This window comes from Streptomyces sp. NRRL WC-3742 (assembly GCF_000720635.1).
Classification (GTDB): domain Bacteria; phylum Actinomycetota; class Actinomycetes; order Streptomycetales; family Streptomycetaceae; genus Kitasatospora.
The window spans coordinates 33,760-56,516 of the sequence record NZ_JOCF01000029.1; the positions used below are offsets into that span (position 1 = coordinate 33,760).

General features: G+C 73.4%; 20 protein-coding genes. 14 read left to right on the forward strand and 6 right to left on the reverse strand.

Annotation, left to right across the window (positions count from 1 at the left end; translation table 11 throughout):
* Window positions 1–363: 363 nt before the first annotated feature.
* A complete protein-coding gene (locus IH61_RS46985) occupies window positions 364–1,164 on the forward strand; it encodes a MarR family winged helix-turn-helix transcriptional regulator (RefSeq protein ID WP_234327222.1) in 801 nt (266 codons plus the stop codon).
* 285 nt (window positions 1,165–1,449) lie between these two features.
* On the opposite strand, the gene IH61_RS0117540 is transcribed toward IH61_RS46985, so the two are convergent.
* Entirely contained in the window at window positions 1,450–2,316 is an 867-nt protein-coding gene (locus tag IH61_RS0117540) for an aldo/keto reductase (protein WP_031070715.1), read from the reverse strand.
* A 450-nt stretch (window positions 2,317–2,766) separates the two neighbouring features.
* Here IH61_RS0117540 and IH61_RS45990 point away from each other — a divergent pair, with 450 nt between their 5' ends.
* The 12 genes from IH61_RS45990 (at window position 2,767) to IH61_RS0117600 (ending at window position 14,790) form a co-directional block, all read left to right on the forward strand.
* Window positions 2,767–4,557, forward strand: coding sequence for an ABC transporter transmembrane domain-containing protein (locus IH61_RS45990; protein ID WP_063763216.1), 1,791 nt, complete (start codon window positions 2,767–2,769; stop codon window positions 4,555–4,557).
* Window positions 4,554–6,326, forward strand: a complete 1,773-nt coding sequence (locus IH61_RS45995; RefSeq protein WP_031070797.1) for an ABC transporter ATP-binding protein — start codon at window positions 4,554–4,556, stop codon at window positions 6,324–6,326. The genes IH61_RS45990 and IH61_RS45995 overlap by 4 nt, the downstream gene beginning before the upstream one ends.
* Before the next feature lie 185 nt (window positions 6,327–6,511).
* The gene (locus tag IH61_RS0117555; RefSeq protein WP_031070717.1) at window positions 6,512–6,757 is read left to right on the forward strand and encodes a lipopolysaccharide assembly protein LapA domain-containing protein; all 246 of its coding nucleotides are present in this window, start codon (window positions 6,512–6,514) and stop codon (window positions 6,755–6,757) included.
* Between the two features lie 47 nt (window positions 6,758–6,804).
* Window positions 6,805–7,533 (forward strand): amino acid ABC transporter ATP-binding protein, encoded by a 729-nt coding sequence (locus tag IH61_RS0117560; RefSeq protein WP_031070719.1) that lies wholly within the window; start codon window positions 6,805–6,807, stop codon window positions 7,531–7,533.
* 10 nt (window positions 7,534–7,543) lie between these two features.
* Window positions 7,544–8,470, forward strand: a complete 927-nt coding sequence (locus IH61_RS0117565) for a glutamate ABC transporter substrate-binding protein (RefSeq protein ID WP_031070721.1) — start codon at window positions 7,544–7,546, stop codon at window positions 8,468–8,470.
* Window positions 8,471–8,482: 12 nt separating this feature from the next.
* Complete coding sequence (locus IH61_RS0117570) at window positions 8,483–9,127, forward strand: amino acid ABC transporter permease (protein ID WP_031070723.1); 645 nt, start codon at window positions 8,483–8,485, stop codon at window positions 9,125–9,127.
* Window positions 9,124–9,993 carry an amino acid ABC transporter permease gene (locus tag IH61_RS0117575; protein WP_037972938.1) on the forward strand — a complete coding sequence of 290 codons (870 nt, stop codon included), beginning with the start codon at window positions 9,124–9,126 and terminating at the stop codon, window positions 9,991–9,993. Before IH61_RS0117570 ends, IH61_RS0117575 begins: the two co-directional genes overlap by 4 nt.
* 147 nt (window positions 9,994–10,140) lie before the next feature.
* A complete protein-coding gene (locus IH61_RS0117580; RefSeq protein WP_031070727.1) occupies window positions 10,141–11,046 on the forward strand; it encodes a LysR family transcriptional regulator in 906 nt (301 codons plus the stop codon).
* Window positions 11,047–11,135: 89 nt separating this feature from the next.
* Complete coding sequence (locus IH61_RS0117585) at window positions 11,136–11,741, forward strand: cysteine dioxygenase family protein (RefSeq protein WP_078911179.1); 606 nt, start codon at window positions 11,136–11,138, stop codon at window positions 11,739–11,741.
* An 86-nt stretch (window positions 11,742–11,827) separates the two neighbouring features.
* The gene (locus IH61_RS0117590; RefSeq protein ID WP_037972949.1) at window positions 11,828–12,844 is read left to right on the forward strand and encodes a YeiH family protein; all 1,017 of its coding nucleotides are present in this window, start codon (window positions 11,828–11,830) and stop codon (window positions 12,842–12,844) included.
* Between the two features lie 146 nt (window positions 12,845–12,990).
* The gene (locus IH61_RS0117595; protein ID WP_031070732.1) at window positions 12,991–13,722 is read left to right on the forward strand and encodes a spermidine synthase; all 732 of its coding nucleotides are present in this window, start codon (window positions 12,991–12,993) and stop codon (window positions 13,720–13,722) included.
* Window positions 13,723–13,755: 33 nt separating this feature from the next.
* Entirely contained in the window at window positions 13,756–14,790 is a 1,035-nt protein-coding gene (locus tag IH61_RS0117600; protein ID WP_078911180.1) for a TetR/AcrR family transcriptional regulator C-terminal domain-containing protein, read from the forward strand.
* Window positions 14,791–14,919: 129 nt separating this feature from the next.
* Here the strand turns inward: IH61_RS0117600 and IH61_RS42935 are convergent, their stop codons facing one another.
* From IH61_RS42935 to IH61_RS0117615, 3 genes are all read right to left on the reverse strand, one after another.
* Complete coding sequence (locus IH61_RS42935) at window positions 14,920–16,734, reverse strand: hypothetical protein (RefSeq protein ID WP_031070736.1); 1,815 nt, start codon at window positions 16,732–16,734, stop codon at window positions 14,920–14,922.
* Window positions 16,735–16,881: 147 nt separating this feature from the next.
* Entirely contained in the window at window positions 16,882–17,733 is an 852-nt protein-coding gene (locus IH61_RS0117610) for a TetR/AcrR family transcriptional regulator (RefSeq protein ID WP_078911181.1), read from the reverse strand.
* A 77-nt stretch (window positions 17,734–17,810) separates the two neighbouring features.
* Window positions 17,811–18,320 (reverse strand): NUDIX hydrolase, encoded by a 510-nt coding sequence (locus tag IH61_RS0117615; protein WP_031070741.1) that lies wholly within the window; start codon window positions 18,318–18,320, stop codon window positions 17,811–17,813.
* A 91-nt stretch (window positions 18,321–18,411) separates the two neighbouring features.
* Here IH61_RS0117615 and IH61_RS0117620 point away from each other — a divergent pair, with 91 nt between their 5' ends.
* The gene (locus IH61_RS0117620) at window positions 18,412–19,614 is read left to right on the forward strand and encodes a serine hydrolase domain-containing protein (RefSeq protein ID WP_031070743.1); all 1,203 of its coding nucleotides are present in this window, start codon (window positions 18,412–18,414) and stop codon (window positions 19,612–19,614) included.
* 158 nt (window positions 19,615–19,772) lie between these two features.
* Here IH61_RS0117620 and IH61_RS0117625 read toward each other — a convergent pair whose 3' ends face one another.
* Together IH61_RS0117625 and IH61_RS0117630 are read right to left on the reverse strand one after the other, a co-directional pair.
* On the reverse strand, window positions 19,773–21,296 hold the full coding sequence (locus tag IH61_RS0117625; RefSeq protein WP_031070745.1) for an aldehyde dehydrogenase family protein: 1,524 nt from the start codon (window positions 21,294–21,296) through the stop codon (window positions 19,773–19,775).
* A gap of 254 nt (window positions 21,297–21,550) precedes the next feature.
* Complete coding sequence (locus IH61_RS0117630) at window positions 21,551–22,498, reverse strand: terpene synthase family protein (protein ID WP_051837300.1); 948 nt, start codon at window positions 22,496–22,498, stop codon at window positions 21,551–21,553.
* Window positions 22,499–22,757 lie beyond the last annotated feature (259 nt).

Below are 22,757 nucleotides of genomic sequence, written 5' to 3' on the forward strand. Positions count from 1 at the left end.
TGACGGTCGGTAAGGACCGACCGGTCGGCTTTCTGCTGAATCCGGGTTACCGGGGGCGAGTCGGAGCGCGTAAATATGCCAATGTTGCCGAACCTGCGTCTACTATCCGCCCCTGCCTGCCAGCAAGGCCCTGCCGTTTGTATAGTGTCCGCCAGCAGCCACCGGCTGCACGGCTGGAGCGCCCTCCCTCATAGCTGGACGCCCACTCGCCGTAACTGCCCCACCCGGGTGTCCCACACACACCGGGTGTGACATCGGGACGGATACATGGTGCTGGGGGAGATCCCGACAACCCGCGTGTCCGCGCGACTGCAGCAGTCGCCCGGACACCTCATTCGTGTTGCTCAACAGGTCCACACGCGGTTGTGGTCCGAGCACGTCGGAGCCGATCTCACGGCTCCGCAGTTCGCCGTACTGCTGGTGCTCGCCCTGGAACCGGGCGCGGACCAGCGGACCGTCGGCGAGCGTGCCTCGCTCGACAAGGCGACGATGGCCGAGATGGTCGCGCGGCTGGTCAGGCGCGGTCTGGTGCTGCGCAGGCGGGACCCGGCCGACGGCCGACGCAAGTTGCTCGCTCTCTCGCAGAGCGGCGCCCAGGCGGTGCGCGAGGCCACCGGAGGAGTGGTCCGCGTGCAGCGCGTCCTGTTCGAGCCGCTTTCGGCGGAGGAGCAGGTCGAGATCGTGCGGGTGATGGCCAAGATAGCCAGGCTTGAACCCGCCGCGGTCGCCGTCTTCACGGACGCGCGGCCGATACTGGACGCCCAGCGGGCGATCGGCTACCTCATCAGGGTCGGTCAGCAGGTGCACACCAAGCTCTGGTCCGAGCACGTCGGGGCCGAGCTGACGGCACCGCAGTACGCGGTGCTGGACGCCCTGGAACAGGAACCGGGCGCCGACCAGCGCACGGTCGGCGAGCTGGCCTCGCTGGACAAGGCCACCATGGCCGAGATGGTCAGCCGGCTGGTGCGCCGCGGTCTGGTGCAGCGTCGGCGTGACCCCTCGGACGGGCGGCGCAACCTGCTCTCGCTCTCACCGGCGGGACAGGACCTGCTCCACCGCTCGGCCGCCGGCGTGGCCGAGGTCCAGCGGCTGCTGCTCGCCCCGCTGGACGAGGACGAGCACGCGACGGCGCTGGCCCTGATCGCCAAGGCGGCCAGGATTTAGCGGTCGTCCCCGAAATCACAGCCAAAACGATTCGCCAACGTAGTGGAGAGTTCCGATCGTTCGGGAATCTTTCGTGGGCGACCGTGGCGGCCGTGGTGACTGCGGGTGTCGTTCGGCCGCCGTGACGCGATCACGGCGGCCGTGCGGTCACGCACGCGGTCGGCCGTCGCGGCCTGCTCGCGGCGGCCCGTGACACACCGAGGACCGCCCACCCCGCGACGGGGTGGGCGGTCCTCGGCATGAGGGCGTGGCGGCCGCTCAGGCCCGGGTGGGCCCGATCGGGCGTCAGTTCCAGTCGAAGCCCTGCGGGTCCGGCCCGATCCGCTTGCCGGTGGCCACGCCGGCGATCGCGGCGAGGTCCTCGGCGTCCAGCTCGAAGCCGGCGACGTCCAGGTTCTCCCGGATGCGGGAGGGGGTGACCGACTTCGGGATGGCGATCACGCCGCTCTGCAGGTGCCAGCGCAGCACCACCTGGGCGACCGTGCGGCCGTGCTTCTCGGCGATCTTCACCAGCGCCGGCTCGGCGAGCAGTTCGCCGCCCTGGCCCAGCGGGCTCCACGCCTCGGTGGCGATGCCGTGCTCGGCGTGGAAGGCGCGCAGCTCCTCCTGCGGGAAGTACGGGTGCAGCTCGACCTGGTTCAGCGCCGGGACGACGGAGGACTCGTCCAGCAGGCGGGTCAGCTGCTCGGTGCCGAAGTTGGAGACGCCGATGGAGGTGGCCCGGCCGTCCGCCTTGATCTGCTCCAGGGCCTTCCAGACGTTGGCGTAGGTGCCGTGCATCGGGCGCGGCCAGTGGATCAGGTACAGGTCGACGTGGTCGAGGCCGAGCTTCTCGAGCGAGGCGTCGAACTCGCGCAGCACCGCGTCGCGGCCCTGCTCGCCCGACCAGTCGCGGGTGCCGGAGTTCCACAGCTTGGTGGTGATGTACAGGTCGGCGCGGGAGACGGTGCCGTCGGCCAGGGCTTCGGTGACGGCGCGGCCGGTGCCCGTCTCGTTCTCGTAGACGGCGGCGGTGTCGATGGAGCGGTAGCCCGCCTCGATCGCCGTGCGGACGGCGGCGGTGGCCTCCGCGTCCGGGACCTGCCAGACGCCGAAGCCGAGCTGCGGGATCCGAGTGCCGTCGTTGAGGGTGATGCCGGGGATGGTGCTCACGGGGAAGCAGTGCCCTTCTGGGGGTGTCCGGTGGTGCGCGCTCGGTGGTGCGTGCGGATTCCATCGGGGGCAACTGGTGTTCCCCCGGGATTGTTCCCGCCGTTCGAGGGAATCTGCTTCGGCCCGTCAGGCTCTTGACCTGCGCATGAAGGGACCGCGTCGGGGCCCCGAATCGCCGGAGGAACTTCCGGTGCGTGGCCGGTGGGGCGGAAGTGCTGTGTGGGTTTGGTGTCGATGGGTGGGAATAACCCCTTGCACTGCTCACAATGCGATTGGCAGTCTCGCGGCCACAGCCTCCTGAGACCCGGGCCCCTTCGCGCCCTGCCCATGCTCACCCGGTGCCCCACCCCGGGATCGATGACGCGCGCCCGCCGCCCCACGCGTTCGGCCGCCGTCCGCAGCTCTCACGACAGAGCTCCCGTACATCCCAACCTTCCGCATCGGAGTGCCATGTTGCTCACCTCCCTGCCATCGGCCGATCCCGGCCCACCCGACCTGAGCTCGCCCGCCGCCTTCCTGCGCCGCCTCAGGCACGGCCAGCGGCGCGGGCAGACGCTCGCCACCTGCTGGGCCCTGCTGGAGATGGGCGGCAAGGCGTCGCTGCCGGTCCCGCTCGGGCTCGGCGTCCAGGCCGCCGCCGAGGGCGACACGGCCGGGATCTGGCGGGCCGCGGGCCTCGTGCTCCTGCTCGCCGTCCTCGGCGCCGCCGGAGCCGTCCTGCTGCACCGTCAGGCCATCTGGAACTGGATCGACGCCGCCTGCCAGGTGCGGCAGTTGGTGGCCCGCCGGGCCTCCGCCCTCGGCGCCGGGCTCTCCCGCCGGATCGCCACCGGGGAGGCCGTCGCCGTCGGCGGCGGGGACGTCGAACGGATCGCCTGGTACGTCGAGCTGGTCGCCCGGGTGCGGGGCGCGGTGATCACCTGGCTGGCCGTCAGTACCACCGTGCTCGTGGTCGAACCCGGCCTGGGCGTCTGGGTGTTGCTCGGGGTGCCGGTGCTGGCCGTCTCCATGTGGCCGCTGATCGGCCCCTTCGAGCGGCGCTACGAGCGCCAGCGCGCCTACGGCGGCCGGGCCACCGAACTGGCCGCCGACACCGTGGCCGGCCTGCGCGTGCTGCGCGGCATCGGCGGCGAGGAGCTGTTCCTGCAGCGCTACCGCGCCGCCTCCCAGGAGGTGCGCGCCGCGGCCGTCCGCTCCGCCCGCTTCTCCTCCCTGATGCAGGCTCAGCAGGTGCTGCTGCCGGGCCTGTTCGTGGTCGGCGTCACCTGGTACGGCGCCCGGCTGGTGGCCGACGGGGAGCTGGCCGTCGGCACCCTGATCGCCGTCTACGGCGCCACCGCCTACCTGGCGGCCCCGCTGCGCATCCTCGGCGAGGCCGCCCACGCCTGGAGCGTGGCCCGGGTCTCCGCCGGACGGGCCGTGCGGGTGCTCTCGCTCAGGCGGACCGGCAGCCCGGGCGACGCCGTGCTGATACGGCCCGAGAAGGGCGACCTGCACGACCCGGAGACCGGACTCACCGCCCGGGCGGGGGAGTTGACTGCCGTGGTCTGCGGGGACCCGGACTTCGCCGGCGTCCTCGCCGAGCGCCTCGGCGGGCACGTCCCCCTCGGCGAGGGCGAGACGCCCCCGCCCTCCGTACGGCTCGGCGGGACGGACCTGGACGCGGTGCCGCTCGCCGAGGCCAGGGAGGCGGTGCTGGTGCAGGACAAGGAGCCGGTGCTGCTCTCCGGCACGCTGGGCGAGCTGTTCGACATCCCCTCCTCGGGGCGGGTGCCGGTGGCCGAGGCCCTGGCCGCCACCCGCTGCGACGACGTCCTGCACGCCCTCGCGGCCGCGGGCGCCGTCCGCGACGGGGACGCCATGGGCGCCCGGATCGCCGAGCGCGGGCGCTCGCTGTCGGGCGGGCAGCGCCAGCGGCTCGCCCTGGCGCGCTCGGTGCTGGCCGACCCGCCGGTGCTCGTCCTGGACGAGCCCACCAGCGCGGTGGACGCCCACACCGAGTCGCGGATCGCCGCCGGGCTGCGCGGCGTGCGAGCCGGGCGCACCACCGTGGTGTTCGCCACCAGCCCGCTGCTGCTCGACCAGGCGGACCGGGTGGTGCTGCTGCGCGGCGGCCGGGCCGTCGCCGCGGGGCGCCACGGCGAGCTGATGCGGGCGGAGCCCGCCTACCGGGCGGTGGTCGCCCGGGACGAGGAACCGGCGCCGGCGAACGGCGCGCGGACCGTGAGGAGGACGTCGTGAAGCCGCCGCTGAGGCACGACCGGGAGCCGGCCACCACCCTGCCGGTCGGCTCCCCGGCCGCCGTGCGCGGGTACCTGCGGGTGCTCACCAGGCGCCACCGCCTGGGGTTCTCCGCCGTGGTGGGGCTGCACTCGGTCGCCACCCTGGCCGGGCTCGTCGGCCCCTGGGTGCTCGGCACCCTGGTCGAGTCCCTGGCCGCCGGCACCACCGAGGCGGCCATCTCCTCGGCCGTCGGCTGGTACCTGGCCGCGCTGCTGGTGCAGGCCGCGTTCACCGGGTGGTCGCGCATGCGCGGCGCCGTCCTCGGCGAGCGGGTGCTCGCCGACCTGCGGGAGGACTTCCTGGTCCGCTCGGTCACCCTGCCCACCGGCGTGCTGGAGCGGGCCGGCACCGGGGACCTCGTCTCCCGGGGCACCACCGACATCGACCGGCTGGACAAGTCCGTCCGCGAGGCCCTGCCCGAACTGGCCGTCGCGCTCGTCTCCCTGCTGCTCCTGCTGGGCGCGCTGCTGGTCACCGCCCCGCCGCTGGCGCTCACCGCGCTCACGGGCCTGCCGCTGCTCGTCCTCGTCACCCGGTGGTACTTCCGGCGCGCGCCGCAGTCCTACCGCAGCGAGTCGGCCGCGCACGCCGAGGTGAGCAACGTCCTCGTCGAGACGGTGGACGCCGGGCGCACCGTCGAGGCGCTGCGCCTGGGCGACCGCCGCGTACGGCTGATGGACCGCAAGCTCGGCGAGTGGGTCGCCTGGGAGCGGTACACGCTGTGGCTGCGCTCGGTCTGGTTCCCGAGCATCGACGCGGTCTACGCCTCGGCGCTGCTGGCCACCCTCGTGCTGGGCGCCCTGTTCACCCTGCGCGGCTGGATCACCGTGGGCCAGCTGACCTCCGGCGTGCTCTACGTCCAGATGCTGACCGGCCCGGTGGACCTGATCCTGCGCTGGCTCGACGAACTGCAGATCGGGCAGGCGTCGCTGGCCCGGCTGGTGGGCGTGCAGGAGGTGCCCGAGCACGAGGGGGACGAGAACCTGCACCCGGACGGCCGCAGGGTCGAGGCCCGGGACGTGCGGTTCGGCTACCGCGAGGGCGTCGACGTGCTGCACGGGATCTCCCTGGACGTCGCGCCGGGCAGTCGCGTCGCCCTGGTGGGCCCCTCCGGCGCGGGCAAGTCCACCCTCGGCCGGCTGCTGGCCGGGATCTACGCCCCCGGCCGGGGCAGTGTGACGCTCGGCGGCGCGCCGCTGGCCGGCATGCCGGCCGAGCGGGTGCGCGCCGAGGTCGCCCTCGTCAACCAGGAGCACCACGTGTTCGTCGGCACCCTGCGGGACAACCTGCGCCTGGCCGCGCCGGGGGCCGACGACACCGAGCTGCGTGCGGCGCTCGACGCGGTGGACGCCGGCGACTGGGCGCAGGCGCTGCCGAAGGGCCTGGACACCGAGGTCGGCTCCGGAGGCGCCTCGCTGACGCCGCCGCAGGCGCAGCAGCTCGCCCTGGCCCGGCTGGTGCTGGCCGATCCGCACACCCTCGTGCTGGACGAGGCCACCTCGCTGCTGGACCCGCGGGCCGCCCGCCACCTGGAGCGCTCGCTCTCCAAGGTGCTGGAGGGGCGCACCGTCATCGCCATCGCCCACCGGCTGCACACCGCGCACGACGCGGACGTGATCGCGGTGGTCGAGGCCGGGCGGATCAGCGAGTACGGCAGCCACGCGGAGCTGGTCGCGGCCGGCGGCCCGTACGCGGCGCTGTGGCGCTCCTGGCGGGACGAGGGGTAGGACCGGGGTCCCGCGGACGGTGCGGCGTCCGCGGAGTTCGTCCCTCGCACGGATTTCAAACCTGCGCATCTCAAACCTGCGCGTCTCAAACCTGAGCGGGGCCGGATTGCCCCGTGCGGGTTACACCTCGGCCCCGGAGGGCGCGTAATCGGGCAAAACGTGGGCAAGGCCCGCAGACTGCTCCGGTGACCAAGATTTCAGACGGTTCGTCCGGTTCCCAGCGCAGCGAGATCGGCGGGATCCCCACCCGGTGGATCGGGATCGGCGTGATCGTGATCCTCGCCGTGTGGTTCCTGTTCGCCAACCTCGACAAGGTGAAGATCCAGTTCTGGGTGTTCACCGTGACGGCGCCGCTGTGGATCGCGCTGCTGGCCACCCTGGTCGCCGGCGCCGCACTGGGCTGGCTGCTGAAGGGGCGGCGCAACCGGTGACCACGGACCCCGGGCCGGCCGCGGCCGGCGCCTCCGCCTTCACCCCGCTGATCGAACTGCGGGGCGTCAACAAGCACTTCGGGGACCTGCACGTGCTGCAGGACATCGAGCTGACCGTGGGCCGCGGCGAGGTCGTCGTCGTCATCGGCCCCTCCGGCTCCGGCAAGTCCACGCTGTGCCGGGCGATCAACCGCCTGGAGCCGATCGAGCGGGGCACCATCCTGATCGACGGCGAGCCGCTGCCCGAGGAGGGCAAGGGGCTGGCGAAGCTGCGCGCCGAGGTCGGCATGGTCTTCCAGTCCTTCAACCTGTTCGCGCACAAGACCGTGCTGCAGAACGTCTCGCTCGCCCAGATCAAGGTGCGCGGGCGGGCCAGGGCCGAGGCGGACACCAAGTCCCGCGCCCTGCTGGAGCGGGTGGGCCTGGCCTCGCAGGCCGACAAGTACCCGGCGCAGCTGTCCGGCGGCCAGCAGCAGCGCGTGGCGATCGCCCGGGCGCTGGCGATGGACCCCAAGGCGCTGCTGTTCGACGAGCCCACCTCGGCCCTCGACCCCGAGATGATCAACGAGGTGCTGGACGTCATGCGCCAACTCGCCCACGAGGGCATGACGATGGTCGTGGTGACCCACGAGATGGGCTTCGCCCGGGCCTCCGCGAACCGGGTGGTGTTCATGGCGGACGGCCGGATCGTCGAGGACCGCGCCCCGGAGGACTTCTTCGGCGCCCCGGAGAGCGAACGCGCCCGGGACTTCCTGTCCAAGATCCTGAAGCACTGAGGCGGGCGCCGTGAACCGTACGAGGACGCCCTCGCGCGCCCGCGCGCTCGCCGCCGCCCTGCTGGCCACCTCGCTGGTCGCCGCACTGGCGGCCGGCTGCGGCAAGGCCGGCACCCCGCCGCCCAAGGGCCCGCAGCCCAGCGCCCTGCCCACCTACCAGGTGCAGGACGCGGCGAGGATCACCGGATCCTCGACGCTGGACGCCGCGCGGAGCCGGGGCCACCTGGTGGTCGGGGCCAAGGAGGACCAGCCGTACCTGGGCCAGAAGAACCCGGCCACCGGCGTGTACTCCGGGTTCGACATCGAGATCGCCAAGATGCTCGCCGCCTCGCTCGGCTTCCCGCCCGACAAGGTGCAGTTCAGGACCATCGCCTCGGCCAACCGCGAGACCGCGCTGCAGAACGGCCAGGTGGACTACTACGTCGGCACGTACACCATCAACGACAACCGCAAGAAGCTGGTCGGCTTCGCCGGTCCGTACTTCGTCGCCGGGCAGTCGCTGCTGGTGCGCAAGAACGACAAGGCCATCCACGGGCCGCAGGACCTGAACGGCAAGAAGGTGTGCTCGGCCGCCGGGTCCACGCCCTACCAGCGCATCAAGTCGACCTACCCCGAGGCGCACCTGATCGGCTACGACACCTACTCGGCCTGCGTGGACAACCTGATCACCGACCAGGTCGACGCCGTCACCACCGACAACGCGATCCTGCTCGGCTACGCCGCCAAGGCGCCGGACGAGCTCAAGGTCGTCGGGCCGCTGTTCTCCTCCGAGCCGTACGGCGTCGGGACCCCGAAGAACGACACCGTGCTCCGCGGGGCCCTGAACGACGCGCTGGCCGCGCACGAGCAGAACGGCGACTGGAAGAAGGCGTTCGACGCCACCCTCGGACTGTCGGGGGAACCCGCGCCCAACCCGCCGCAGATCAACCGGTACTGAGAGGGCCGCTCCGTGAAAACGCTGACCGACAACTGGTCGACCTACTGGGACGGCTTCCTCGGCACGCTCTCGCTCTTCGCGGTGAGCGGCGTGCTGTCGCTGGTGCTCGGCGTGCTGATCGCGGGCTTCCGGGTCTCGCCGGTGCGCCCGCTGCGGCTCTTCGGGACGGTCTGGGTGACCGTCCTGCGCAACACCCCGCTGACCCTGCTGTTCTTCATCGTGGTGCTGGGCCTGCCGAGGTTCCACATCACGCTGCCCTTCTACACCTTCGCGGTGCTGGCGCTGGGCTGCTACACCTCGGCCTTCGTCTGCGAGGCGATGCGCTCGGGCATCAACACCGTGCCCACCGGGCAGGGCGAGGCGGCGCGCAGCCTCGGCATGAACTTCGGCCAGACGATGGGCCTGGTGGTGCTGCCGCAGGCGTACCGCTCGGTCGTGGCGCCGATCGGCAGCGTGATGATCGCCCTGGCGAAGAACACCGCGATCGCCGGCTCGTTCAGCGTCACCGAACTGCTGGGCAGCTACCGGACGATCAACGAGCTGGGCTACAGCATCATCTGGACCTTCTTCTGGATCGCCGTCGGCTACCTGGTCATCACCCTGGCCGTCAGCGCCGTCTTCAACCTGCTGGAACGACGAGTGGCGGTGTCCCGATGACGGTCGAATCCTCGGCGCTGTACGACATCCCCGGCCCGAAGGCGCTGGCCCGCCACCGGCTGTACGGCGGGATCGCGCTGCTGCTGATCGCGGCGCTGATCGGCTGGGTCGTCTACATGCTGTTCCACACCCACCAGTTCACGTACGCCAAGTGGGAGCCCTTCGAGTACCGGGGCGTGCAGGACCTCCTGCTGCGCGGGCTCGGCAACACCCTGCAGGCGTTCGGCTGGACGGTGCTGTTCGCGCTGCCCTTCGGCGCGCTGTTCGCGGCCGGGCGGCTGTCCGACCACCGGGTGGTGCGCTGGTTCTCCGGGCTGGTGGTGGAGTTCTTCCGGGCCATGCCGCTGCTGGTGATGATCTTCTTCGTGTTCGTGGCGCTCAAGGTGCAGCCGCTGTGGGCGCTGGTGGCGGGCCTGGTCCTCTACAACGGCTCGGTGCTGGCCGAGGTGTTCCGGGCCGGAGTGCTCGCCGTGCCCAAGGGGCAGCGGGAGGCCGCGTTCGCGCTGGGCATGCGCAAGACGCAGGTGATGACGTACGTGCTGGTGCCGCAGGCCAACCGGGCGATGCTGCCGGCGATCATCAGCCAGCTGGTGGTGGCGCTCAAGGACACCTCGCTCGGGTTCCTCATCACCTACGAGGAGTTCCTGCACGCGGGCAAGCTGATCGCCACCAACCTGGACTACGACCTGCCGTTCATCCCGGTGGTGATCGTGATCGCGCCGATCTACATCGGCATGTGTCTGCTGCTGTCCTGGCTCGCCCGGTGGGTCGAGCGGCGCAGCCGGCGCAGCCCGAGCATGAAGGGCGGGGCGCCGGTGGTGAAGGCCGGGGTCGCGATGGGGCTGCCGCCCTCGGCGCAGCTGTGAGGCCGGTCCTGGTGGATATGGTTCGCGGCTGAACCATAGGTGCGGGTGGGGTCGGGGCGGCCACCTCCAAATTCCTCTTATGATTGCCCGGGCCGGCCGGTCGCGGGGACCGGCCGTGGACGACCGGGCGGAGGGGCCATGGAGCCGGTGTTCGACTCGCGGCACATCAGGACGTTCCACGAGGTGGTCCGCGCCGGCTCGTACTCGGCCGCCGCCCGGGAACTCGGCTACACCCAGCCCGCCATCACCCAGCAGATGAAGGCCCTCGAACGTACCGTCGGCGTACCGCTGTTCACCCGCGCCGGACGCGGACTGCGGCTCACGGAGGCCGGCGAGGCCCTCTCCCGGCACGCCGAGGTCATCCTCGGCAGCCTCTCCGCCGCCCAGCAGCAGCTCGCCGCCCTCGCCCGGCTGCGCGCCGGGCGGGTGCGGGTCTGCGCCTTCCCCAGCGCCAACGCCACCCTCATACCCGAGGCCATGGCCCGCCTCCTCTCCGAGCACCCCGGGGTGCGCGTCGAACTCCTGGAGGCCGAGCCGCCCGACTCCGTCCAGCGGCTGCTGCGCGGGGAGTGCGACATCGCCCTCGCCTTCCGCTACGCCGGGGCGCCCGGCGAGGTGCCCGAGGGCCTGGACGAGATCCCGCTGATGGAGGACCTGCTCACCGTGCTGCTCCCCGTCGGGCACCCGCTGGGGCGACGGCACGCCGTACGGCTGGCGGACCTCGACGGCGAGCGGTGGATCGCCGGCTGCCCGCGCTGCCGGGCCAACCTGCTGCACGTCTGCGCGGAGGAGGGCTTCGCGCCCGACATCGTCTTCTCCACCGACGACAACCTCGCCGTGCAGAGCCTGGTCGCCGCCGGGGTCGGCATCGCGCTGATGCCCGCGCTGGTGCTCTCCTTCATGTGCCACCGCAAGGTCACCGGGCGGGCCGTCGAGCCGCACCTGCGGCGGCAGGTGAGCGCGTACGTGCTGCGCGAGCACCGGCGCATCCCCGCCACCGCCCTGGTGCTGGACCACCTGCGGCGGGCGGCGGCCAGCCGGGTCGGGTGCTGAAGCCTCGCCGCGACCCATAAGCGGCGATGGGGGTTCGGCTTAGAAACCCTCCTTGGACGTGATAGGTCGGCCAGGCCGAACCTGCTCGCATGACACCCTCAGCGATCGCCGGCAGCGACCGGCTCACCGAGCGGATGACCGAGCAGACGACCGAGCGGATGACCGCGCTCATCGGCGAGATCCGTGCCGTGGTGGACCGGGGCCTGCCACCGGAACTCACCGCGTACCTCGTCGGCGAACGCCTCGCCCCCCACCTGCGCGCCGAGGCGGACGGGCCCGGCGCGCTGCTCACCCCCGCCCAGTGCGAGGGCGACCCGCAGCGCTACCGCCAGCACGTCCTGCACGCCGAGGAGGACGGCAGCTTCTCCGTCGTCGCCCTGGTGTGGCTGCCCGGGCAGCAGACCCCGATCCACGACCACGTCTCCTGGTGCGTGGCCGGCGTCCACCGCGGCCAGGAGAGCGAGACCCGCTACCGGCTGGTCTCCGACGGCCGCACCGCCCGGCTCGTCGAGACCGAGCACGTGGCCGGCCCCACCGGGACGGTCGCGGCCTTCGCCCCGCCCGGGGACATCCACCTGGTCCGCAACGCCTGCACCACCACCGCCATCTCCATCCACGTGTACGGCGCCGACGTCTCCCGGCTCGGCACCAGCATCCGGCGGGTCTACCGGCTGCCCGCCGACCAGGGCCGGTGAGGAGCGGCGTGGCGCCCGGACAAGCACTGGCCGCACCCACCCGGCGCCTCGCGCGCACCCGCGCCCGGGCCCGGTTCCTGCCGCCGATGCGCGGGGACGCGCCCGGCCTGCTGCTCGCCGCGCTCGGGGTCGCCGCCGCGCTCGGCGTCCACGCCGCGGTACCCGCGGTGCCCAAGCTCACCGCCGCCGTCGTGCTCGGCATGGCGGCCGCGCACCTGCCCGGGCTGCGCCCGGTCGTCAAGGGGGTGGCGCGGCCCGGGCTGTCCACGGCCGGCAAGCGGCTGATGCGGATCGGGATCGTGCTGCTCGGGCTCAAGCTCAGCCTCGGGGACGTCCTGGGCCTCGGCTGGACGACCGTCGCCATGGTGCTCGCCGTCGTCGCGGCCACCTTCGCGGGCACCCTCTGGCTCGGGCGGCGCCTCGGGCTGCCCGGGGACCAACCGCTGCTCGTCGCCACCGGGTACTCGATCTGCGGGGCCTCGGCGATCGGCGCGGTCAGCCAGGCGGCGGGCAGCGACGAGGAGGACGTCGCCGCGTCCGTCGCGCTCGTCACCCTCTGCGGGACGCTGGCGATCGCCGTGCTGCCGCTGCTCCAGCACCCGCTGGGGCTCGGGGAGACGGAGTTCGGGCGCTGGGTCGGCGCGAGCGTGCACGACGTGGGGCAGGTGGTCGCCACCGCGCAGACCGGCGGGGCCGGGGCGCTGCGGGAGGCGGTGCTCGTCAAGCTGATGCGGGTGGTGCTGCTGGCGCCGCTGGTCGCGGGCGTGGCCGTGGCGGTGCGGCGGGGCGTGCGGGCGCGGGGCTCCCGGGAGGCGGGGGAGGAGGGGGAGGCCAAGGGCGGCCAGCCGCCGATCCTGCCGCTGTTCGTGGCCGGGTTCCTGGCGATGATCGTGCTGCGGACCACCGGGGTGCTGCCCGAGCGGGCGCTCGGGCTGGCCGGGGACGCGCAGGAACTGCTGCTGGCCGCCGCGCTCTTCGGGCTCGGCAGCGCCGTGCACCTGCCGACCATGGCCCGCACCGGCGGGCGGATCGCGCTGCTGGGGCTCGGCTCCTGGGTGGTCGTCGCGGGCGTCTCGTACGCGGGGGTGCTGCTCACCACCTAGGCCCGGACAGGGCCTGGTAGCCGGGGCGGCGTGCTCCTCGGCCGGGCTCCGCTATTGTCGGGCGGGTACCCGGTGTCGGGCGGGGTCCGCGTGCGTGATCCGTCCGGTCGGGACGGCCCTGCACCCGAGTTCGTCGAGGAAAACGGATGAGCACCGCACTGCCCGAACGGGACGGCCACGCGGCCGTCGTCACGCTCGACCGGCGGGAGGGACCGTACGGCGAGGTGGTGTTGCGGCAGCGCGGGCAGGACTTCGAGATCATCGCCAACGGCTGCTTCCTGATGGACACGGCGGACGGGCGCTCCGAGCGGCTGCTGATCCAGGCGGCGCTGGACGAGCTGGACCGCACCGGTGCGGTCTCCGCCTCTGCTTCCGCCTCCGCCGGGGGCCCGTCGGTGCTGATCGGGGGGCTGGGCGTCGGCTTCTCGCTCGCGTACGCGGCCGCCGAGCCGCGGTGGGGGCGCATCGCCGTCGTCGAGCGCGAGACGGCGATCATCGACTGGCACCGCGGGGGGCCGCTCGGCGCCTTCTCCGCGGGCGCGCTGGAGGACACGCGGGTCGAGGTGCTGCACACCGACCTGCTGGAGTACCTGGCGGCCGCCGACGGAGAGCGCTACGACGCGCTGTGCCTGGACATCGACAACGGGCCTGACTGGACGGTCACCGAGTCCAACGACGGGCTCTACGGGGCGGACGGGCTCGCCGTGCTCTGGCACCGGCTGCGGGCGGGCGGGGTGCTGGCGGTGTGGAGCGCGCAGCCGTCCTCGGCGTTCGAGGAGGCGCTGCGGGCGGCCGGGTTCTCGGACGTGGTGACGCACGAGATCCCGGTGAGCCGGGGTGTGCCGGACGTGGTGCACCTGGCGCGGCGGGCGGGCTGAGGGCCGACTCGGCCGTGAGGGCGGGGAGTTGAGGTGACGGAGTCGGGCTCGGCGGGATCGGCGGGTTCATCGGGATCGTCGGGATCGCCCTCGGAGAGGATCGCGGCCGAGCTGCGACGGCGGATCGCCGCGGGGGAGCTGGCGCCGGGGGCACGGGTGCCGTCCACGCGGCGGATCACCCAGGAGTGGGGCGTGGCGATGGCCACCGCGACCAAGGTCCTCAACCGGCTGCGGGAGGAGGGGCTGGTCCGGGCCGTACCCGGGGTCGGGACGGTGGTGGCCGGGCAGGCCCGACGGCCCGGCGCAGCGACGCCGAAGCGGAAGCCGGCTCCGGCCGCCGCCGTGAAGGCCGAAGCCGGTGCGCGGCGCGGGGGAGGGGACGGGGAGCTCGGGTCCGAGCGGATCGTCCTGGCGGCGCTCCGGCTGGCGGACACCGAGGGGCTGGCGGCGCTGTCGATGCGCCGGATCGCGACCGAGCTGGACGTGCCGACGATGTCGCTCTACCGCCATGTGCCCGGCAAGGACGAGCTGTTGAGGCTGATGACGGGCGTCTGCTTCGCCGAGCAGCCGCTGCCCGCCCCGCCGCCGCCCGGGCAGTGGCGGGAGGGCCTGGAGGCGGTCGCCCGGCTCCAGTGGGCGATCTACCGGCGACACCCGTGGCTGGCGTCCACGATGTCCTTCACCCGGCCGGTGCTGGTGGCGGACGCGGCGCTGCACACCGAGCGGTCGTTGGCCGTGCTGGCGGGGCTGGGGCTGAGCGGGGAGGAGATGGCCCATGCGGCCGTCACCCTGGCGGCCTTCGCCTGTGGGCTGGCCGTCCACTTCGAGCGCGAGGTGCAGGCGGAGCAGGACAGCGGGATGTCGGCGGACGAGTGGATGGACGGCCAGCACGGCGGCGCGGACCACACCGAGCTGATGTCGGACGCGGAGCGGTTCCCGATGTTCGAGTCGCTCCACCGGGGGCCGGAGATCGACATGAGCCTGAACGCGCTGTTCGAATTCGGGCTGGTGCGGATGCTGGACGGGATCGGGGCGTTGGTCGAGCGCCGGGGTGGGGCGGAGGGCTGACGGAAGTCGGCGGACAGAATTCGGCGAACAGAATTCACTGAACATGGTTCAGCGAACAGATGACGGCTGACAGATGATGAAATCTGTCAGCCGTCATCTGTTCGCTGTGATGTGTTCGCGCGCCCGGGCTCAGCCGAACGGGCGGTGCTCCGGTTCCTGGTCGGCCTCGGGCGCCTCCTCGGGCTCCGGGGCCGCGGTGGACTTGGCAGGCATGCTCTCCGGGGAGAACGGGTTGAAGTCCGGCGGAGGGATCATCACCGGGGTGCCCTTGCGCGGCGGCGCGTCCTCGGAAGCCTGTGCGACGGGTTCGGCCTGGGCCGGGACGAGCGGCGGGGTGGAGGGCGGTGGCGGGACGGCCGGGCCGTCGGCGGCGATCCTCGTGCCGAACGGGTCGGGCTTCTGCTCGGCCGCCACCGTCGTGCCGAACGGGTCCGGCGCGGAGGTCGCCGCCACGGCCGCCGGAGCGGCTGCGGTGGTGGCGGTCGGCAGGCTCTCGGGGGCGAAGGGGTTGAAGTCCGGCGGAGGGATCATCACCGGGGTGCCCCTGAGCGCGGGATCCCGCTCGGCGGCCTCCTCGGCCGTCTCCTCGGTCGCGTCCGCAGCCGTCTCCGCGGCCTTCCCCTCCTCGGCGATCGGCGCGAAGGGGTTGAAGTCCACGGGCGGGACGCGCACCGGGGTGCCGCGCAGGTGGACCGGCAGCTCTTCGGGCTCCCCGGCCGGCACGGGCACCTCCACCGGAGCCTCGACCGGAACCGGAACCGGTGCCACGGCGACCGCCCCCGCCACCGGCACCCCGTCCCAGCCGAACTGAACGCTCTTCAGCAGCTCCGCGAACGCCTCCGTGTACAGGTCCCAGTCCTCCGGCTGCGCCGTCGACAGCTGCACGCACAGCACCGTCCCGCCGTCCGGCAGCGGCACGAACGCCTGGACGGCGGAGGTGACCACCCAGCGCCGCTGCCCGTCCCCGGCCAGCGGTCCGGGCACCGGGACGGTCCGCCCCTCGACCAGGACGGCGGCCGGTCCGGCGGGCAGCAGCACCGTCCACACCTCCGCGTGCCGCCGTACGGTGGCCAGTTCGGTGGCGAGTTCGGTGATCGGCAGCGGGTGCCGGGCGAGGGAGACGACGAGCGCCGCGTCCGTGCGGCGGCCCTCGGACTCCAGGGCGCAGACGCCCGCGTACACCGTGCCGGAGTCCTGCAGCACGTCGGTGAGGGTGGCGCAGATCACGGCGAAGTCGCGGCGCTGCTCGCGGCCGGCGGCGCTGAACAACTCCTCGGTGACCTCGGCCAGATGGCCCGTCAGCTCCGCGGCGGCCGCGAGGGTGGCCGGGTCGGTGCCGTCCGCGTCGGCGGGCTGCGCGGGCACCGTACGGGCGGTGACCCCGGCGGGGCCGCCGGGGGAGGTCAGCGGGTGGAAGCCGGGCGGGACGACGAGGCGGACCTCGGTGCCCGCGCCGGTGGGCAGTTCGACCGGCTGGCGGGTCTGCTGACCGGCCGCCAGCGCTGCCAGCGCGGGGGCGAAGGGCGGGCGCAGCTTGGCGTCCGCGTACTCGCCGTTGACGGGCAGGTGGAACAGCGCGGCCGAGGTGGTGCCCCGGTCGGCGATGGCACCGCGGACGGCTCCGCCGCCGTAGCGGGTGTGCAGGGCGGTGGTCACCCGGTCGGCGAGCCGGGCACCGGTGCCCGGGCGGGCGGTGCCGGCGGTGACGACCGTGCCGAGCCCGTGCAGGGCGGTGTGCACCGGGCCGTTGGGTGCCAGTGGCAGCCCGAACAGGGCCTCGGCGTCGGGGTGTTGCGCCGTGCGCGGGGCGCTCAACGAGGCCGCCGGGTGGCGGGAGGCGTGTTCGTCGAAGAGGGCGTCGGTGAGCGTGCCGAGGGTCGCGCAGACCTGCTCGGCCGCGGCGAAGGGGTTGGCCTCCGCACTGAACTGGACGTCCTGGGTCACCTGGTGAGCCCCCCGCTCTGCTCCGTGCCGTCGGTGGTTCGGTCGTTCGAGTGGGATGCGGCCCGTCGTCCGATCCCCGCCCATTCCTATCAGAGCGCGCTGCTCCGGCAGAACCGGTGGATCACCCGATGGTGGATCATGCGGGGGTCAGGCGGAGCCGGTCGTGGCCTGGGTGGACGGTTCGCCGTCGGCAGCGGTGTCGGCAGCGCCATCGGCACCGGGTTCGGCGGTGGCGAGGGCCGTGACGGCCTCGACGATGCCGGGGACGGCGAGGAGCGCGGCGAGGTCGCGCACCAGCCGTCCGGTGGGCCCGTCGGGGCGCTCGTCGGCGAAGAAGCCGGCCAGTTCGGCGGCGAGCGCGGGCTCCCGGGCGGCGGTGAGGGTGAGGGAGGCGACGAACTCCTGCACCAGGTGCAGCTGCAGTTCCTCCAGCGGCAGCGACCGCTCGCCCAGCCACTCCAGCGAGGTGATCTCGGCGTTGGCGATCCAGGCCCGGACGGTCAGCCGCAGGCCGGGGCTCGGCGCGGGGATCGCCAGGTGGGTGAGGATCTGGTCGTGCGCGGCCCGGCGGACCTCGTCGATGACCGCCGAGGTGCCGGGGCTGGCCGCGACCGAGCCGCCGCGCAGCAGCGCCGCGAAGCCGGGCCCGTGGCTCTGCACGAAGTCCAGGTAGCGGCCCATGACCCGGTACAGCCGCTCCGACAGCGGCCCTTCCATCGGCTCCTCGAACCGCGCGGAGAGCTCCCGCCCGGCCCGGCGCAGGGACTCCTCGTACAGGGCCTGCTTGCCGGGGAAGTAGTGGTAGACCAGCGGCCGGGAGGCGCCCGCGGCGGCGGCGATGTCGTCGATCGACACCTCCTCGGGCGCCCTCCTGCTGAACAGCTCCAGCGCGACGGCGATCAGCTGCTCGCGCCGCTCGTCCACGCTGAGGCGCCGGCGCGGCCGGTCGGCGGTCCGGTCGGCGCGGTCGGCCGTCGTCGACGGCGTACGGGAGGCCATGCGCGCCACCCTATAAGGCCGCGCGTTCGAACCCGCCGTCGCAGGCGCTTCCCAGCCGCTCGCCTGAGGGGCGCCCCTCAGGCGGCCCGGAGCTCCAGGTAGCGCCGGTACGCCTCCAGGCCGTCGGGCACGAAGGTCTCCCGGGCGAGGAGGCCGTCCAGCTCCTCCGGCGTGAGCCAGGTGTGCCAGGCCACCTCGGACTCCTGCGGGTGGACGGGGCCGTCCCACTCGGCCTCGTACATGTCGCACCACCAGGAGAGCTTCTCCTCCCGGTACAGGAACTTGAACAGGTGCCTCGGCGCGATGCCGCTCACCCCCAGCTCCTCCTCGGCCTCGCGCACGGACGCCTCGGCGTACGTCTCCCCGGTGCCGACCACGCCGCCGACGAACATGTCGTAGGCGCCGGGGGCGAACAGCTTGGTGTCGGTGCGGCGGTGGACGAAGATCCGGCCGGCGGGGTCGCGGACGAGGACGAAGACGCACCGGTGGGTCAGGCCCAGCCGGTACACCTCCCCGCGCGGGGAGGTGCCGAGGACCCGGTCCTGCTCGTCGACGACGTCCAGCACTTCTTCGGAAGGGTTGCTCATGGGGGACACGTTAGGGTTTCGGGGGCCCGATCAGTATGAAGATACGAAGAGCGGGATGTCATGGCGGAATCCGAGGGTAGGGCGGCGCGCGGTGGTGCAGATCTGGGGTGACACGGCCGAGGGCTTCGAGCCCGTACGGGAGGCGTTCGCGCGCAACTTCGCCGCGTACGGCGAGCTCGGCGCCGCCTTCGCGCTCTACGTGCACGGCCGCAAGGTGGTCGACCTGTGGGGCGGCGACGCCCGGCCCGAGGTCGGCAGCCGGCCCGCGCCCTCGGCGCCGTGGACGGCGGACACCGCCCAGGTGCTGCGTTCCGTCACGAAGGGACTGACGGCCACCGCCGCCCTGCTGCTCGCCGAGCGCGGGAAGCTGGACCTGGACGCGCCCGTCACCAGGTACTGGCCCGAGTACGCGGCCGCGGGCAAGGGCGCGACCACGGTGAGCCACCTGCTCTCGCACCAGGCCGGGGTGCCGGCGCTGGACGTGCCGCTGCGCCTGGAGGACGTGCTGACCTGGGAGCCCGCGGCGGCCGCCGTCGCCGCGCAGGCGCCCGCCTGGGAGCCCGGCACCGCGCACGGCTACCACCCGTACACCTTCGGCTGGCTGGTCGGCGAGGTGGTGCGCCGGGTGAGCGGCCGCACCCTCGGGCAGTACTTCGCCGAGGAGATCGCCCGCCCGCTCGGGCTGGACCTGTGGATCGGGCTCCCGGCCGAGGCGGCGCCGAGGGTCGGCCGGCTGGTCGACCTGCCCGCCCCCGAGGCGGCCCGGACGGGGCCGACCGGGCTGCGGCTGCGCCCCAAGCAGAGCGTCCGGGACGCCTACCGGGACCCGGCCTCGCTGACGGCCCGCTCCTTCGCCTCGGTGCGCGCCCGGGTGGACCTCAACGACCCGGCGGTGCAGGCCGCCGAGATCCCCGGCGCGGGAGGCATCGGCACGGCTCGCTCGCTCGCCCGCTTCTACGCGGCGCTGATCGGCGCGGACGGCTCGGCGGCGCCGCTGCTCGGGGACGAGGTGCTCAAGCGCGCGCTCGGGCCGGTGGTCAGCGGACCGGACCGGGTGCTGATCGTCAACTCCACGTTCGGGCTGGGCTTCTGGCGCCACGGCCCGACCGCACCGATGACCTCCCCGGCGGCCTTCGGCCACCCGGGCAGCGGCGGTTCGCTGGGCTTCGCCGACCCGGACCTGGGGGTGGGCTTCGGCTACGTCACCAACGGCATGCAACCGGGCGTCACCGGGGACCTGCGCTCGCGCAGCCTGATCCGCGCCGTCCGCTCCTGTCTCGGGCTCGACCGGTAGGGCGGGCCGGCGGCGCGTCGGCGGCACATCTGAGCGCCTGCCCGATTCCTGTGCTTTGATCCCGAAAGCGGGCGATTCGCCCGACGAGCCCGCCGCGGGGAGTGGCGATGGAGCGGGAGACCAGACAGGTCTCCCGCTCCACTCACGTCATGCGGCGCCTAGAACAGGCCCGTCGGGTCCGCGGAGTAGCTCACCAGCAGGTTCTTGGTCTGCTGGTAGTGCTCCAGCAGCGCCTTGTGGGTCTCGCGGCCGATGCCGGAGTTCTTGTAGCCGCCGAAGGCCGCGTGGGCCGGGTAGGCGTGGTAGCAGTTCGTCCACACCCGGCCGGCCTGGATGGCCCGCCCGGCCCGGTGGGCGGCGTTGACGTCCCGCGTCCACACGCCCGCGCCGAGCCCGTACTGGGTGTCGTTGGCCAGCGCGACGCCCTCCTCGAAGCCGTCGAAGCGGGTGACGGAGACGACCGGGCCGAAGATCTCCTCCTGGAAGACCCGCATGCTGTTGACACCTTCGAAGACGGTCGGCGTCACGTAGTACCCGCCCGCCAGCGCGCCGCCGAGGTCGGCGCGCTCGCCGCCCGCCAGCACCTTGGCGCCCTCGGCCTGCCCGATCTCGAAGTAGGAGAGGATCTTCTTCAGCTGCTCCACGCTGACCTGGGCGCCGATCTGGGTGTCGGTGTCCAGCGGGTTGCCCTGGCGCAGGGAGCGCACCTTGGCGAGGCCGTCGCCCAGCAGCCGCTCGTAGACGGGGGTTTCGATCAGCGCCCGGCTCGGGCAGGTGCAGACCTCGCCCTGGTTGAGGGCGAACATCGCGAAGCCCTCGACGGACTTGGCGTAGAAGGCGTCGTCCTCGGCGGCCACGTCGGCGAAGAACAGGTTGGGGCTCTTGCCGCCCAGCTCCAGGGTGGCCGGGATCAGGTTCTCGGCGGCGGCGCGGGCGATGAGGCGCCCGGTGGAGGTCTCGCCGGTGAAGGCGAGCTTGCGCACCCGGGGGCTTGCGGCCAGCGGGGCGCCGGCCTCCTCGCCGAAGCCGGTGACGATGTTGACCACGCCGGGCGGCAGCAGGTCGGCGGTCAGCTCGGCGAGCAGCAGCACGGAGGCGGGGGTCTGCTCGGCGGGCTTGAGCACCACCGCGTTGCCGGCCGCGAGGGCGGGGGCGAGCTTCCAGATCGCCATCAGGATCGGGAAGTTCCACGGGATGATCTGGCCGACCACGCCCAGCGGCTCGTGGAAGTGGTAGGCGACGGTGTCCTCGTCCAGCTGGGACAGGCCGCCCTCCTGGGCGCGCAGCGCGCCGGCGAAGTAGCGCAGGTGGTCGACGGCCAGCGGCAGGTCGGCGGCCAGCGTCTCGCGCACCGGCTTGCCGTTCTCCCAGCTCTCCGCGACGGCCAGTTGCTCGAGGTTGGCCTCGATCCGGTCGGCGACGCGCAGCAGCACCTGGGCCCGCTCGGCGGCGGGGGTGCGGCCCCAGGCGGGGGCGGCGGCGTGGGCGGCGTCGAGGGCGGCCTCGATGTCCTCGGCGGTGCCGCGGGCGACCTCGGTGAAGACCTCGCCGGTGACGGGCGTCGGGTCGCCGAAGTACTCGCCGCGCACGGGCGGGCGCCACTCGCCGCCGATCCAGTGCTCGTAGCGGGGGCGGTAGGCGACGATGCTGTCGGGCGCGCCGGGGGGCTGGTAGACCGTCATGCTCTGGTGTCTCCTCGCGACGTCGGGCGCCGCCGGTGGCCGCGAGGGCCCGGCGGCGCGCCGGACCGCGCCCGGTGGGGCGGTCCGGCGGGAGGGTACGGGCTCGTGCGGCGAGCCCTTGGACACGCGTGCGGGTCGGGCACCCCGTGGGGGCGTCCACCGTCGAGCACGATAGCCGCCGGGCGCCCGCGCGGCTACGGTCCGTACCTCTCCTCCGTACGGACGGTGCGCGTTCGGGCCGTCCCCGGGGGGCCTCAGGCGGCCTGGTAGCGGCCGGTGCGGGCCTCCCAGCTGAGGTAGCCGGCGAGCCAGGTGATCAGTCCGTCCGCGTACCGCTGGGCGACGGCGCGCTCGATCCGCGAGAGGCCCAACTCGGTGTAGACGTCGGGCAGGGACTCGTGCAGCGAGCCGCAGCGCCCGATCATCAGCTGGGCCTCCTCCAGGACCAGCGCGCACGCCTCCTCGGCCGAGCAGTGGCGCTCGCGCTGGACGATCATCACGAGGTTGTACACGTCGCCGCGCGGGGCCTCCAGCGGGAAGGAGCGCACGTCGTTGCTCAGCGAGGGTATGTCGGCGGCCAGTTGGCGCAGCTGGCGCAGGACGGGGTGGTGCAGCACGGCGGCGGGGACCTCGAAGCGGCCGAGGCGCTCGACCATGTCGAAGACCGTCTCCATCGCGGCGGTGCCCCGGCGCAGCACCAGGTAACCGTCCCTGTCCGGCGGGCGGTTGGAGATGCGGCCGGCGGCCTCGGCGGGGTGGCTGGCGAAGTACCACTCCCAGTTGTAGGCGGCGCGGGCCTGCCAGCGGGCGGACATGCCCTGGACGCTGCGGCTCCACAGGTCGGCGAAGGCGGTCTCGGCGGCGGAGGACTGCTCGGGCGTGGCGCCGTGCAGGATGGCGATGAGCCGTTCGCAGATCGGTGCGACCTCGCTGGGGCGTCTGCCGAGCGGGCCGTCGAACTGGTCGTCGAAGAGGAAGTAGAAGCCCATGAGGTCGGCTCCCAGCGCGATGTCGTCCGGGCCGGCGTCGGGGTAGCCGAGCGCGGCCAGGTCGACGACCTCCCAATGGGCGTAGCCGGGGTGGTCGGCGTCGGGGAGCAGGGGGTGGCGGGTCAGCCAGTCCCGGTGCAGCCCTGCGGCGTAGGGACCGTGCAGGCTGCGGCGGTACGGGAACGGAATCTGAAGTGAGGTGTCGTCAGACATCGGACTCCCGGTGCGGCGGATGGTGGGGGTGGTGGGTGTTCGGGCACTGAGGGTGGGGGAGTTGACGGTGCGGGCGCCTTCGGGGGAGGGTGGGTGTACAAGATCATCCGCACCTCGTGGGCCGCAGGGTATCGGATGCAATGATCGGACGTTAGGGATATAGGGCAAATGCCCCTGGCAAGCCGTTCGAACCCTCCCCGTCCGTCCCAGCCTGCGCGAATGCCCCACGGCGGACCGTACGCAGCGCTAACCTCTGCTG